The following is a 15226-nucleotide window of genomic DNA, read 5'->3' as shown; positions in this document are numbered from 1 at the left end:
TCTACGCTATGATTTTAAACGTATGTATGACAGATCAGATTCATAATGAAATGGTTTTTAATGGACAAGCACAAATTGTACCTATAAATAATGGATATTGTATTCATATGAATGGAAATACAGATTTAAAATGGAAAATCTATTCAAAAGGAATGATCATTGAAAATGAATCGGATTATCGTGTAGTGCTGACATTAAAAGAAAATTCAGGTACAAAAGGGCATATTGAAACAGAGTTTGGAAAAATAGGCTTGAAATGTGAAACAAGTCTATATAGAATAAATAAAAATTCTATTGAAATTAAATATAAATTAATACAGGAAACAGATGTTCAGTTGTTTCATTTTGTATTAACAAATAAGGAGGATGTATCATGGAAAGCATTGATGTTCAATTAAAACAGGCCATTCAGAAAGCGGTAATGAAAGCTTTTGATATTGAATTGGATTGGAAAAATATTGTGATTGAAATACCAAAGAATAAAAATCATGGAGATTTTTCTTCAAATGTTGCGATGCAGCTGACAAGACAGTTAAAACAGAATCCTAGAATGATTGCTCAGAAGATCATTGATCATTTTGAAATGGAAGATGTATCTGAAATTGAAATTGCTGGACCTGGGTTTTTAAATTTTATACTGAATAAAAACAGTTTTACAAATGTGATCAGAGAAATACTGGAAAAGAAAGAAAACTATGGTACACAACCTTCAAATGGAATTAAAGTCAATCTGGAATATGTAAGTGCCAATCCAACAGGTTCTTTGCATCTGGGACATGCTCGTGGAGCTGCCTGGGGAGACAGCTGTGCCCGTATTATGAAAAAAGCAGGTTATGATGTAACGCGTGAATATTATGTAAACGATGCAGGAAATCAGATTACCAATCTGGCATTGTCTTTGAATGCACGCTATCGTCAGGCACATGGTATAGATACTGAAATTGGTCCGGATGGATACAATGGACAGGATGTAAAAGAAAAAGGATATGAACTGGCAAAACAATATCCAGATCAATATTTAGAACCAACAAAAGAGAATTTAGATTTCTTTAAAAAAGAAGGAATTCGCTTTGAATTGGATAAAATCAAAGAACATCTATCTCAATATCGTGTTTCTTTTGATGTATGGTCAAGTGAACAGGCCATTCGAGATGCAGGAAAAATGGATGAAGCACTCAACCTTTTAGAAGAAAAAGGATATACATATCGTAAAGATGGAGCTTTATGGTTTGAAACCACTCGTTTTAAAGACGATAAAGATCGTGTATTGCAGAAACAAGATGGTTCCTATACATATTTAGTTCCAGATATTGCCTACCACAACGACAAATATCAAAGAGGATACGATATTATTGTGGATTTCTTTGGTGCGGATCATCATGGATATATTCCTCGTTTAAAAGCATCTATGACCGCTTTGGGAAATGATGAAACAAAATTAAATGTGGATATTATTCAAATGGTTCGTCTGGTAAGCAATGGTGTAGAAATGAAAATGAGCAAAAGAGAAGGAAATGCGACAACCATCAATGAATTGTGTGATTCCGTTGGTGTAGATGCAGCTCGTTATTTCTTTGTTCAGAGAGCTTTGGATTCTCATTTAGATTTTGATATTGAACTGGCAAAGAAACAATCCAATGAAAATCCTGTTTACTACGCTCAATATGCACATGCCAGAATGTGTTCCATTCAAAAGCAGGCACAAGATATAGAATTGGCTTCATCTTATGATTTGCTTGTGGATGAAAAAGAAATTGAATTAATGAAGACTTTACAGGAATTCAAAAAAGTGATTATTGACAGTGCAAAGACTCGTCAGGTTCATAAAGTTTGTCATTATATTCAGAATTTAGCGTCAAAATTCCATAGTTTCTATAACGCCTGCAAAGTCGTTGACCGAAGCAATTTAGAATTAAGTGCGCAAAGATTGGCTTTAGTAAAAGCTACGCAAATTGTTTTAGCAAATGCATTGGATTGCATAGGAGTTGAAGCAGTTGAATCAATGTAATTTTTTTAAGGAGTTTTAATTATGAAAAAATCAATGATCGATGTAGCTCTTAGTGTTTTAAAAGAGCAAAAACAACCTATGTCTTTTATTAATCTTTGGACAGAAGTAAGCAAACAAATGGGATATAATGAATCTCAATTTGAAGATAATATCGCACAATTCTATACCGATTTATCAATTGATGGGCGTTTTTTCAATATGCCACAAAATACATGGGATCTGAAATCTCGTCATACTTTATCAGAAAGTACAATGGATACAGATTCTTTATCAATTGAAGATGAAGATGATGAAGTTGAAGAATTAGAAGAAAATGAATAATTGTCACTCTTTCTTCATTTAATATTGTTAAAATAAATGAAGAAAGGAGAGGGAATGTGAAAAAAAAGATGCCAAAAGGCATCTTTTTATTTATCGATATGATAAACTATATGCGAGGTATTGTTATGTTTAAAAGTATTCAATATGTTATAAAAGAAAATTTTTCAAATCTGTATCGTATTTTCAGTATTTCTAAATATGAATTATTAGCCGATATGAGAGATACCAAATTAGGATTGTTCTGGAATTTTGCCAGTCCAGCTATCAATTTACTGACATATTGGTTTGTATTTGGATTTGTCATGGAGAGAAATTCAGTGGACGGCATTCCTTTCTTTAACTGGATGTTGGCGGGTATGGTTGTATGGTTTTTTGTTCGACCATGTATTGTAGATGGATGCAATGCGATATTTGCACATTCAAAAATGATATCCAAGATGAAATTTCCAGTCAGTATCTTACCAGCTACAGTGGTTTTAAAAGAACTGTTTAATCATTTTTGTTTAATGATCGTACTGATTCTTATTTTTATAGTACAGGGTTATAGACCTGATATACACTGGCTTGGATTGATCTATTATTGTTTCTGTGCCATTGCCTTTAATATTTCCATCACAATGGTATTAAGTGTACTTAATATGATAGCCAGAGACACAAGAAAATTTGTCTCTTCTATTATGAGACTTTTATTATATCTTACACCGATTCTATGGCCTTTATCTCGTTTTGAGCATTATCCAAAAATTGCGTTTATCATGAAGTCAAATCCAATTTATTATATTGTCTGTGGATATAGAGACTGTTTTTTCTATCATGAAGGATTCTGGCCTTATCGATATAGAGCTATTTGTTTCTGGATCATTACACTGTTCCTGTTCGCATTTGGAAGTGTTCTGATGCATAAGTTTAAAGCAAAATTTGCGGATCTGATTTAAGGTGGTGAAGCTATGGAAGATTATGCGGTAATATTTGATCATGTATCAAAAATCTATACTTTAAAGTCAAATGATAAAAAACATAAAGGAAAACAGTTTTATGCATTGAAAGATGTCAGTTTTAAAATTCCAGTGGGGGAAGTGGTTGGAATTTTAGGAACCAATGGATCGGGAAAATCAACCATGTCCGTCATTTTATCTGGTATTTCAGAACCAGAAGAAGGTAAGATTACCGTTAATGGAGAACAGGCACTGATCGCAATCAATACTGGATTGAATCAGCAGTTAACAGGTTTAGAAAACATTCAGTTAAAAGGAGCTTTACTGGGATTAAAGAAAAAACAGGTGCAGAAAATTGTAGACGATGTTATTGAATTTGCGGAATTAGGAGATTTCTTATACCAGCCGGTAAAAAAATATTCGTCGGGGATGAAATCAAGACTAGGTTTCTCCATTAATTTGGCTTTGGATCCAGATATTATTGTTGTGGATGAAGCTTTATCGGTAGGTGATAAAGGATTTGCGAAAAAATGTCTGGATAAGATGACAGAGTTAAAAAAGAGCGGGAAAACCATTATATTTATTTCTCATTCGCTGCCACAGGTATTGTCTTTCTGTGATACGGCTATCTGGTTAGAAGGTGGAATTTTAAAAGAATATGGAGAAATCAAAACAGTGGCTTCCCATTATGATGAATATGTAAAAGAATTAAATGCACTTTCTAAAAAAGAACAGAAAAAATTATTAAATAAAAAATTTGAACAGAGAATTATAAAAGAAAAGAAAAAAGAATCGTTTCTGAATCGATTATTTGAAAGGTAGGATACAATGAAAACAGTTATTACTTATGGAACGTATGATTTATTTCATGTTGGACATTTAAACTTATTAAAACGTGCAAAAGCATTGGGAGATTACTTAATTGTAGCGGTAAGCAGTGATGATTTTAATTCCTTAAAAGGAAAGAAATGTAAAATCAAAGATACCGATCGTATGGCTATTGTAGAAGCAATAAAATATGTAGATAAAGTTATACCAGAAAACAGCTGGGAACAGAAAATTGAAGATGTGAAAAAATATAATGTAGATGTTTTTGTGATGGGAGATGACTGGAAAGGTAAATTTGATTTTCTGAAGGACTATTGTGAAGTTGTATATTTACCAAGAACAGAAGGAATTAGTACCACACAATTAAAAGAAGAATTGAAAAAATAGGAGAATGTTATGTTGTTGAGTGTTGTGATTCCCTTTTATAAATATAAAAACTATTTAAAAGAATGTTTAAATTCTCTTTTAAATAGTTCTTTTCATGATTTTGAGACCATTCTGGTTTTAGATCATAATGAAGAAAAAATAGAAGATCTGCTGGAAGAATATAAAGAATTAAAAATCAGAGTAATTGAAAATCGAAATCATGGAGTGGCTTCTTCAAGAAATTTAGGGATAAAATATGCGAATGGAGATTATGTTTATTTTTTGGACAGCGATGATTATGTACTGGAAGATACTCTTTCCATTTTGTCACAAGCATTATCCAATGAAGATATTGTATATGGACAGGTGAATAATACCTGGAACAATATGGCCAATTTTTTAGAGAAACAGAATAAAAAAATGGAAAATCTGGATGAAGAAGAACAGGAAATGAAAGAGATGGAATCTATGCAGAAGATTCAGGATTTCTTAGATTCCTATCCAATGAAAGATACAAAATTACTGGCTTATTATCACATGTTTAAAAAGAAAAAAGGATCCAATAATATTACTGTTTTATCTCATGCCTACAGAAGACAGTTTTTACTGGAACAGGAAATACGATTTGATGAAACTATGAAATATTATAGTGATTTTCCTTTTGTTATTGAATGTTTAGATAAAGCTTCTTCTTTTAAACCTTGTTTAGAAGCAATTTATGTGAAAAGAAGACATAACGATCCAATTAATTATCCAGCTTTAAGACAGGAAGAAGATGAAAATCGTTTTTATGAAAGAATGAAATCATATGAACGTGCACATGAAAAAACAGACAATCCTGTATTATCGGTTTTAATCGATCGTAAGATCATAAATTATTATTTCCGTCATTTTATTCGTCGTTTAAGAAGAAGTGAAAAACCAGAATGGAAAAATGAATATTTCCATTATTTTTCAAAGATCATGAAACAGATTCCGGATAAAACCGTAAAGGAATATTCATATGAAAAACAGCAGATGATCAAATCCATTCAGGAAGACAATCTGGATGCAACCTTAAAGAAAGTACGTTTATTCTTAGGTAAAAAGAAGTTAAAACAAATGACAAAAAATAAGAATACAATGTACAAATTAATGTATTATCATGTATATCTAAAGAAACCGGTATTAAAAAATGTTGTATTGTTTGAAACCTTTAATGCGAAAAATTATTCTGATTCTCCAAAATATATCTATGAATATTTAGAGTCTCATTATCCAGGACAGTTTGAATGTGTATGGGCTTTAAACAATGGAAGTAAACCAAAATATGGTGGAAAGGTCGTAAAACGTTTTTCTTTTGAATATGCTTATTATTTAGCACGTGCAAAATATCTGGTATTTAATGTTCGACCTCCTTTATGGTATCGAAAAAGAGAAGATCAGATTTTTCTGGAAACGTGGCATGGAACACCATTAAAACGACTGGTATTTGATCAGGAAGAAGTTACAGCGGCTTCTCCAAAATATAAGCAGCAGTTTTATAAACAAAGAAAAGACTGGGATTATCTGATCAGTGCCAATGATTTTTCAACGGAAACATTAGCTCGCTGTTTTATGTATGAAGGAGAAATGTTAGCTGTTGGATATCCAAGAAACGATATATTGTATGCGGAAAATAAAGAAGAACTGGCATTGGAAATCAAGAAAAAATTAAATATTCCATTGGATAAGAAAACAATTTTATATGCTCCTACCTGGCGTGATGATGAATATTATGGAAAAGGGCAATATAAATTTGAACTTCAGCTGGACTGTAAAATGTTGAAAGAAAATATAGGTGATGAATATGTTCTATTATTAAGAACTCATCAATATATATCGGATCGACTGGATACGACCGGACTGGAAGGATTTGCGTATAATGTATCACAATACGATGATATTTCAGAACTGTATCTGATCAGTGATATATGTATTACCGATTATTCATCGGTATTCTTTGATTATGCCAATTTAAGACGACCTATTTTATTCTATACATATGACATTGAAAAATATAAAAATCAGTTACGTGGGTTCTATATTGATATGATGAGTGAAGTTCCAGGACCTTTATTATACACAAATGAAGAAGTATTAGAGGCAATTAAAAATATAGATCAGATTGAAGAAGAATATAAAGAAAGATACGATCAGTTCTATAATCGTTTCTGTCATCTGGATGATGGAAATGCCTCTAAACGATGTGTTGAAAGAGTATTTTTTAATAAAAAGGATGAATAAAAATGTTGAAATGGATCAAAAAAATTATTCATAAATGCATTGTAATTGCCAATCGACTGATCTATCGTTTTATACCAGTGGATGATCATACCATCTTATTTATTGCCTTTCATGGAAGAGGATATTCAGATAATCCAAAAGCCATTCATCAGTATATGATTCAGGATGAACGATTTAAAAATTATAAATTTGTATGGGCTATTAAAAATCATAAAAAGAAAAATATATATATTGAAAATGCGAAAATCATAGAATATTTCAGTTTTTCTTATTTTTACTATTTAGCTCATTCAAAAATCTGGGTCGTGAATTGTAAATTACCTGGATATGTATTAAAAAAAGAAAATCAGATTTATTTACAGACCTGGCATGGAACGCCTTTAAAAAAATTGGCACACGATATTGAACTGGATAAAAATGCGACATTTTATCGATCTCAAATGGATGCACAAAGTATGTATAAAACATATGATGTGGATGTAAGTCGATACAATTATATGATTTCACCCAATGCGTTCTGTTCTAAAATATTTCCACATGCCTTTAATATTCATCCATCAAAATTAATTGAAACAGGATATCCAAGAAATGATATATTATCTCATGTGGATTTAAATCGGGTAAAGGAAAAGAAAAAACAATTGAATCTTCCACTGGATAAAAAAGTAATTTTATATGCTCCTACCTGGAGAGATAATTCTTATGTAGCGGCAGGCTATACATTTAAACTGCAGGCGGATTTTCATAAATGGAAAGAAATATTATCCGATGAATATGTAGTAATCTTTAAACCACATTATCTGATCATCAATACGTTTAAAGAAGATAAAGAATTGGAAGGATTTTTATATTCTGTGGATGCCACAATGGATATTGCTCAATTGTATGAATGCTGTGATATTTTAATCACGGATTATTCATCTGTATTCTTTGATTATGCCATTTTAAATCGTCCCATCTATTTCTATATGTACGATCTGGAAGAATACGCAAAAGATTTAAGAGGATTCTATCTGGATATATATAACGAACTTCCAGGTAAGATTTATCGTAAAGAAGAAGAAATGTTAAAAGACATTTCCAATTCAATTTTTGATTTTAATAAACTATCTTCTTTTAATTCTTATTTCAATAATAAAGAAGATGGATACGCTTCAAAACGTGTGGTTGATATTTTATACGAGGATATAAATCATGGGGCTCAGTAAAATTATTTTAAGAATCGTTCTTAAAATTTTAGACGCTTTGACTTTCTTTATAAAACAGGATCCCAATCGCATTACCTTTGTATCGTTAACACAGGATCATTTAAGTTCTGATTTTAAATTGATTGATGAACAGTTAAGAAATAAATCTTTTGATATTCATTACAATCTGATTGTGTTTGAACAGAATATAAAAGGAAAACTGGGTTATTTCTTTAATTGTATGAAACAATTGATTGATTTAAAAAAATCAAAATTAATTATTCTAAATGACAACAATTATGTAGTTTCTTATTTTAAACCAGAAAACACAAAAGTAATGCAGATCTGGCATGCACCAGGAGCGGTTAAAAAATTTGGAAATCAGATTCAAAGACAATATCCAATTCAGAATTATGATTATGTCATCTGTAATTCACCTTACTGGAAAAAGTGTTACAGTGAAGCCTTTCATGTAAAAGAAGATCAGGTAATTGTGACTGGTCTTCCCAGAATGGATATGTTAATAAATAAAGAAGAAATTCATTTTTATGAAAAATATCCACAATGTAGAAATAAAAGACTGATTCTTTATGCACCTACATTCAGAGGAAATATTATTGATGGATTTAAAATGGAATGTATACATTTTGATTCACTGAAATTAGAAGAAAATGAAATGATTTTATGTAAATTTCATCCTCTTTTACAGGATATTCAGATTCAGCAGAATAATGTTTTAAATGTGTCACATGAAGATTTATATGAATTAATGAAGGTCAGTGACTGTATGATATCTGATTATTCATCGGTTATTTTTGATTACTGTCTTTTAAATAAAGAAATGATTGGTTTTGTTCCAGATTATGATACCTATAAACAAACCATTGGATTCAATATAGATTTCTATCAGGATTTTCCAGGTCCTGTTTGTCAAAGTGAAGAAGAATTAAATAAAGTACTTCATAAATCAATATCTATTCATCCTGAATTTCAAAAGAAATATGTATCGTTTAAAGATGGAAACAATACAAAAAGAGTGGTTGAACTGATATGTGAAATTATGAAATCAAAAGATGGAGAATGATCATTCTCCATCTTTTATTTCCTGCATTTTATGATCCAGCTGTTGACATATTTTAGAACAAATATAAAGTTCATCATCAATTTCATTTAATCGTTCCTGTGGTAAATCTTTTTTATAACGGATTTTATGTTCCAGACTGGCCCAGAAATCCATCGCAATGGTACGGAATTGTACTTCAACTTTTACCCATTTCTTTTCATTTGCCAGAAAGATTGGTATTTCAATAATCAAATGAAGAGATCGATATCCATTGGGTTTGGCATGCTGAATGTAATCTTTCTTTTCAATTAAACGAACATCATCCTGTTTTAAAAATAAATGAGCTAAATTATAAATGTCATTTTCAAACGAACAGATAATACGAACCCCGGCAATATCAAATAGATTCTTTTCCATAGATTCGACCGATAATTCTAAATTTCTACGAATTAACTTATTAATGATACTGTCTTCATCTTTCATTCGTGTCTGAATGGATTCGATTGGATTCCGATCGGATAAAATGGAAAAATTTTCACTTAATACTTTAAATTTTGTTTCCACTTCCATTAAAGCACATCGATAATAGGACATACTTTGTTTAATGGCAATTTCCAATTCTTCTTCTGTCACATTTGGATTGTGTTTCGCAAATTCTTCTGCAATATTCATTTTTCTATCACCGTATGCATTGTATCATAAATCAATTCTTTTTTAAATTGACAAAAATAATGTCGAATAAAAAATATAATATATAAATGTATAGATTGAAATAGTTCATGTTATAATATGTCAGCAGAGGTAATTATGACAAAAGATAAATTTATTCAGGCTTGTGAAAAAGAAGGAATTCATTTAAATCAGAAACAGATTGAACAATTTGAACGATATAAAGATTTATTGCTGGAATGGAATCAGAAAATGAATTTAACGGCAATAGTCGAAGAAGAAGAAATCTGGGAAAAACATTTTTACGATTCAATCTATCCATTTTTTCATTGTTCCATTGAAAATATGTGTGATGTTGGATCGGGTGCTGGTTTTCCTGGAATTCCAGTGAAAATTGTATTTGATTCCATTCATTTAACGATTGTAGAACCACTTATGAAACGATGCCGGTTTCTGGAAGAAGTTAAAAAACAGTTAGAACTGAAAAATATTGATATATGTTGTGCAAGAGCGGAAGATTTTGTGAAAGAACATCGGGAATCTTTTGATCTTGTCAGTGCCAGAGCGGTTGCGAAATTATCTGTTTTACTGGAATTGTGTATACCGCTTGTGAAAGTGAATGGATTAATGGTTGCTTTAAAAGGAAAAAATGGGCAACAGGAATTGAAACAGGCACAAAAGGCAATATCAATTTTACATCTGAATTTAGAAAAAGAAGAAGTCTTTCATTTAGAAAAAGAAGCTGTTCGAATGAATTTTTATTTTCGAAAAATAAAGAATACGCCTGTAAAATATCCAAGAGCGTATGGGCAAATAAAGAAGAAACCATTGGGGGAATAGTATGGGAAAAATTATCGCAATATCAAATCAGAAAGGTGGCGTTGGCAAAACAACAACGGCCATTAATTTATCAAGTGGACTTTCTTATATGCAGAAGAAAGTGCTTTTGATTGATTTAGATTCACAGGGAAATGCATCAACAGGATTATCCGCAATCAAAGAAAAAGGACAGCCGACTGTTTATTCGGTTTTATTTGAAGGATATAACATCCAGGATGCCATTGTACATTTAAAAGCACCTGCAATTGATGTATTACCAGCAAATTTAACATTAAGTGGAGCGGATCTTTTAATGGATAAAATTGAACAGAAAGAATTGTTGTTGAAAAATGCCATAGCTCCTATTAAAAACGATTATGATTTCATTATCATTGATTGTCCTCCTTCACTAGGATTGCTGAATACAAATGCTTTAAGTGCAGCCGATAGTGTTCTGATTCCGGTACAATGTGAATATTATGCACTGGAAGGAGTTACACAATTACTGATGACCATTCGTCTGGTTCAAAAGACAAGCAATCCAAATCTGAAAATTGAAGGTCTGGTAATGACAATGTATGATGCACGTACCAATTTAAGTATGGAAGTTTCACAGGATGTTCGACAGACATTTGGTAAACTGGTTTATCAGAGCAATATACCAAGAAATATAAAATTATCAGAGGCCCCAAGTCGTGGCTTATCTATTTTTGAATACGATGTGAATAGTGCAGGAGCTCGCTGTTATGGGGATTTAACCAAAGAATTTGTGAAACGAAATGAGGAATTCTATGGAGAATAAAAAATTAGGAAAAGGTTTGTCATCTATATTTGGACAGGATGTATCAAAAATTCTGGATGACATTCAGAATGGAGAAGTGGAAACGGAACATCAGGAACAGAAAAAAATTTCTATTGATCAGATTCGTCCCAATCCATACCAGCCAAGAAAAGTATTTGATCCAGAAGCATTAAAAGAATTAAGCAATTCTATTTCTCAGCATGGGGTTTTTACTCCTGTACTGGTAAAAAAAGGAATTCGTGGATACGATCTGATTGCTGGAGAAAGAAGACTTCGTGCATCAAAAATGGCAGGGTTAGAAGAAATACCAGCAATTATTGTAGACTTTGATGACCAGCAGATGATGGAAATCGCATTGTTAGAAAATATTCAAAGAGAAGATCTGAATGTGATTGAAGAAGCTAAGGCGTATGAAAATTTAATAAATCGTTTTCAATATACACAGGAACAGCTGGCTCATCGTGTGGGTAAATCCAGAGAACATATTACCAATACTTTACGTTTATTAAAATTACCGGAACAAGTACAGAATTATGTAGTTAATCGTCAATTGTCTATGGGACATGTTCGAGCTTTATTGGCTTTAAAAGATAAAGAAAGAATCGAAAAAATAGCACAGAAAGCCATTGATCAGAATTTATCGGTTCGTAAAGTAGAACAGCTGGTTAAGGATATAAATCATCCAAAAGTGATTGAAAAGAATCCAGAAGATATTTATTTAAAAGAAGCGAAAGTAAAACTGGAAGAATATTTTAAAACAGGAATTTCTATTTCTTCTCATTCTATTTCTATTCATTTTGAAGACAAAGAAGATTTAAATCGTATACTGGAACTATTAAATTTAATTGAGGAGTAAAATCCTCTTTTTATTTGATTTGTTCATAAAATAAGTCTATAATTGATAAACATTGAGGATTTTGTTTATGAAAAAATTACATTTTTTTTTGTTTTTAAATTTAGGACTGTTTTTGACCGCAATTGGAATTGCGATTTTTAAGACACCCAATCATTTTGCCTTTGGTGGAACTTCCGGTATTTCAATCATTCTGGCTACTTTGTTTCCAAAATACAATGTAGGAAACTTTATGTGGTTAGTAAATGGTATTCTTGTTGTATTGGGATTGGTATTTTTAGGAAGAAAGACAATGGGATGGACAATTTATTCTTCATTTGCTTTATCTTTTTATGTCAGTCTAATTGAAAAAGTATGGATATTAACCTCTCCTTTGACCAATGATACTTTTCTTGAATTGTGGTTTGCGGTCATATTACCGGCAGTAGGAAGTGCAATGGTATTTAATGTAGGTGCTTCTACTGGAGGAACCGATATCGTGGCTATGATACTGCATAAATACTCTTCTTTGGAAATTGGGAAATCCTTAATGGTATCGGATTCTTTGATTGTATTATTTGCGGCTTATCTTTTTGGTCCAAAAACTGGTTTATACTGTATTTTAGGAATGATTCTGAAATGTACATTGGTGGATACAGTTATTGAAAGTTTTAATTTAAGAAAAGTATGTACAGTTGTGACGGAGAATCCAGAACCTATTCAGAATTTTATACTGGAACAATTAAATCGTTCAGCTACCATTGAAGATGCTATAGGGGCTTATTCACAAAAGAAAAAAACAATTTTAATTACGGTTCTCACAAAAAGAGAAGCCATGCTTTTAAGGAATTTTATACATAAAAACGATACAAAAGCATTCATTACGATTGTCAACAGTTCGGAAATCATAGGAAAAGGCTTTAGAGGGGCCTAATAAAAATTTTATTTTTATCTTCTTTTATTCTATAATGTATCTATTATTGCGAAGAAAGATAAAAATAAGCGCCAGGACTCATTGGAGTTGACGAGGACCAGATTGATCGAAAGATTCGGCGGATGATCTGGAGGCTGGATACGGTCTGTAGTATATGACAAAAACGATTTGTGAAAATCGAACAAATTCATAGAGTATCCTTCGCAATAAAGAAAAAGCGGAGGTATTTTTTTATGTGTGGAATTGTAGGTTTTAATGGAAACCAGCAGGCAGCTCCTGTATTACTGGAAGGATTATCTAAACTGGAATATCGTGGATATGATTCAGCAGGAATTGCCGTATTTAATCAAAACGAAGTGGAAATCGTTAAGGCAAAAGGACGATTGAAATCATTGATGGAAAAAACCAATGATGGACAAAGTGTAAATGGAACCTGTGGAATTGGACATACTCGATGGGCAACACATGGAGAACCAAGTGAAGACAATGCGCATCCTCATATTTCTTTTCATGAAAAGATTGTAACCGTTCATAATGGAATCATTGAAAATTATCAGGAATTAAAAGATCGTCTTTTAAAAGAAGGATATATTTTTTATTCTCAAACGGATACAGAAGTCGCAACCAATTTAATTGAATTTTATTATTTAAAAAACAAAGATCCTTTAAAAGCTATTTCAGAAGCTATGATGCGTATTCGAGGATCGTATGCATTAGCGGTCATGATGAAAGATTATCCGGATCAGATATTTGTGGCTCGAAAAGATTCACCTATGATTTTAGGAGTATCCAATCAGGAATCTTATATTGCCAGTGATGTTCCAGCCATTTTAAAATATACAAGAAATGTATATTATATTGGCAATTTAGAAATGGCCTGTTTAAAAAAAGGAAGCATTTCCTTTTATAATCTGGATGGAGAAGAAATTGAAAAAGAGTGCCAGGAAATCAAATGGGATGCCCAGGCGGCTGAAAAAGGTGGATATGAACATTTCATGATGAAAGAAATTCATGAACAGCCAAAAGCCGTAGAAGATACTTTAAACAGCATCATAAAAGACAATCAGATCGTACTGGATTTAGAAGGTCTGGATATTTCAAATCTGTCTCAGATTCATTTTGTGGCATGTGGATCGGCATGGCATGTCAGTATGGCCTGTCAGTATATTTTTGAAGACTTAACACATATTCCTGTAAGAGTGGAATTGGCCAGTGAATTCCGTTATCGCAATCCTTTATTGTCAAAAAAAGATTTAGTGATCGTAATTTCTCAATCCGGAGAAACAGCTGACAGTTTAGCAGCTTTAAGACTGGCAAAAGAAAAGGGAATTCCTACTTTAGCAATTGTCAATGTATTAGGTTCTTCCATTGCCAGGGAAGCAGATTATGTCTTATATACATTGGCTGGACCTGAAATTTCAGTGGCAACCACAAAAGCATACAGTGCACAACTGGTACTGGGGTATGTACTGGCAATTTATTTTGGAAAAGAAAAAGGATTGCTGGAAGAGGAAAAAGTCAGATATTATCTTTCTGAGTTAAATACGCTTCCTAAAAAAATAGAAAGAGTACTGGAAGATAAAGAACGTTTACAATGGTTTGCCTCTAAATATTCCAATGCCAAAGATGTATTCTTTATAGGGAGAGGAATCGATTATGCGATTTCTCTGGAAGGAAGTTTAAAATTAAAAGAAATCAGTTATATTCATTCAGAAGCGTATGCAGCTGGTGAATTAAAACATGGAGCCATTTCTTTAATTGAAGATGGAACTTTATTAATTGGTGTCTGTACACAATCTCAACTGTATGAAAAGACCATCAGCAACATGGTAGAATGTAAATCCAGAGGAGCCTATTTAATGGCAGTTGCTCCTTATGGATATTATCAGATTGAAGATACAGCCAATTTCACAACTTATATTCCAAGAATTGATGAACACTTTATTGGAAGCTTAGCTGTTATTCCTTTACAGCTTTTAGCTTATTATTTAAGTGTATCAAAAGGACTGGATGTAGATAAACCAAGAAATCTGGCAAAATCAGTAACGGTAGAATAAGTCAATTACCCCGACTCTAAAGAGTCGAGGCTTGTAACTCACTCATATGGTCCTAACGTCATTACAAGGTAATGCTCCCATATTAGACAGCTTGTGTCTCCCTCGGTACAGAGGACTGTGGCTACATCGTCGGGTGATTG

General features: G+C 32.0%; 15 protein-coding genes. 14 read left to right on the top strand and 1 reads right to left on the bottom strand.

Translation table 11 applies throughout. The features are described 5' to 3' along the window. Window positions 1-8 precede the first annotated feature (8 nt). From FYJ50_RS01980 to FYJ50_RS01940, 9 genes are all read left to right on the top strand, one after another. The gene (locus FYJ50_RS01980) at window positions 9-398 is read left to right on the top strand and encodes a hypothetical protein (RefSeq protein ID WP_154459369.1); all 390 of its coding nucleotides are present in this window, start codon (window positions 9-11) and stop codon (window positions 396-398) included. Next, window positions 374-2008, top strand: a complete 1635-nt coding sequence (gene argS / locus FYJ50_RS01975; protein WP_154459368.1) for an arginine--tRNA ligase — start codon at window positions 374-376, stop codon at window positions 2006-2008. Before FYJ50_RS01980 ends, argS begins: the two co-directional genes overlap by 25 nt. A 21-nt stretch (window positions 2009-2029) precedes the next feature. Then, a complete protein-coding gene (gene rpoE / locus FYJ50_RS01970; RefSeq protein WP_154459367.1) occupies window positions 2030-2329 on the top strand; it encodes a DNA-directed RNA polymerase subunit delta in 300 nt (99 codons plus the stop codon). A 125-nt stretch (window positions 2330-2454) separates the two neighbouring features. After that, window positions 2455-3264, top strand: a complete 810-nt coding sequence (locus FYJ50_RS01965; RefSeq protein ID WP_154459442.1) for an ABC transporter permease — start codon at window positions 2455-2457, stop codon at window positions 3262-3264. A gap of 12 nt (window positions 3265-3276) precedes the next feature. After that, window positions 3277-4086, top strand: a complete 810-nt coding sequence (locus FYJ50_RS01960; RefSeq protein ID WP_154459366.1) for an ABC transporter ATP-binding protein — start codon at window positions 3277-3279, stop codon at window positions 4084-4086. A 6-nt stretch (window positions 4087-4092) separates the two neighbouring features. Further along, window positions 4093-4479 carry a glycerol-3-phosphate cytidylyltransferase gene (gene tagD, locus FYJ50_RS01955; RefSeq protein WP_154459365.1) on the top strand — a complete coding sequence of 129 codons (387 nt, stop codon included), beginning with the start codon at window positions 4093-4095 and terminating at the stop codon, window positions 4477-4479. A gap of 9 nt (window positions 4480-4488) precedes the next feature. After that, window positions 4489-6723 (top strand): CDP-glycerol:glycerophosphate glycerophosphotransferase, encoded by a 2235-nt coding sequence (locus FYJ50_RS01950; protein ID WP_154459364.1) that lies wholly within the window; start codon window positions 4489-4491, stop codon window positions 6721-6723. A gap of 2 nt (window positions 6724-6725) precedes the next feature. Continuing rightward, window positions 6726-7931, top strand: a complete 1206-nt coding sequence (locus FYJ50_RS01945; protein ID WP_338082980.1) for a CDP-glycerol glycerophosphotransferase family protein — start codon at window positions 6726-6728, stop codon at window positions 7929-7931. Beyond that, on the top strand, window positions 7918-8994 hold the full coding sequence (locus tag FYJ50_RS01940; protein WP_154459363.1) for a CDP-glycerol glycerophosphotransferase family protein: 1077 nt from the start codon (window positions 7918-7920) through the stop codon (window positions 8992-8994). The genes FYJ50_RS01945 and FYJ50_RS01940 overlap by 14 nt, the downstream gene beginning before the upstream one ends. Here FYJ50_RS01940 and FYJ50_RS01935 read toward each other — a convergent pair whose 3' ends face one another. Next, on the bottom strand, window positions 8995-9645 hold the full coding sequence (locus tag FYJ50_RS01935; protein ID WP_154459362.1) for a GTP pyrophosphokinase: 651 nt from the start codon (window positions 9643-9645) through the stop codon (window positions 8995-8997). A gap of 135 nt (window positions 9646-9780) precedes the next feature. On the opposite strand from FYJ50_RS01935, the gene rsmG reads away from it, so the two are divergent. From rsmG to glmS, 5 genes are all read left to right on the top strand, one after another. Beyond that, window positions 9781-10482, top strand: coding sequence for a 16S rRNA (guanine(527)-N(7))-methyltransferase RsmG (rsmG, locus tag FYJ50_RS01930; protein ID WP_154459361.1), 702 nt, complete (start codon window positions 9781-9783; stop codon window positions 10480-10482). A gap of 1 nt (window position 10483) precedes the next feature. Continuing rightward, the gene (locus tag FYJ50_RS01925; RefSeq protein WP_154459360.1) at window positions 10484-11263 is read left to right on the top strand and encodes a ParA family protein; all 780 of its coding nucleotides are present in this window, start codon (window positions 10484-10486) and stop codon (window positions 11261-11263) included. Then, the gene (locus FYJ50_RS01920; RefSeq protein WP_154459359.1) at window positions 11253-12119 is read left to right on the top strand and encodes a ParB/RepB/Spo0J family partition protein; all 867 of its coding nucleotides are present in this window, start codon (window positions 11253-11255) and stop codon (window positions 12117-12119) included. The genes FYJ50_RS01925 and FYJ50_RS01920 overlap by 11 nt, the downstream gene beginning before the upstream one ends. A 67-nt stretch (window positions 12120-12186) precedes the next feature. Further along, the gene (locus FYJ50_RS01915; protein ID WP_154459358.1) at window positions 12187-13029 is read left to right on the top strand and encodes a YitT family protein; all 843 of its coding nucleotides are present in this window, start codon (window positions 12187-12189) and stop codon (window positions 13027-13029) included. Window positions 13030-13262: 233 nt separating this feature from the next. Then, a complete protein-coding gene (glmS, locus tag FYJ50_RS01910) occupies window positions 13263-15086 on the top strand; it encodes a glutamine--fructose-6-phosphate transaminase (isomerizing) (RefSeq protein WP_154459357.1) in 1824 nt (607 codons plus the stop codon). The last annotated feature ends 140 nt before the right edge of the window (window positions 15087-15226 follow it).

It is taken from the genome of Floccifex porci (genome assembly GCF_009696175.1).
GTDB lineage: Bacteria > Bacillota_I > Bacilli_A > Erysipelotrichales > Erysipelotrichaceae > Floccifex > Floccifex porci.
This window is presented reverse-complemented; position numbering and strand designations above follow the sequence as displayed.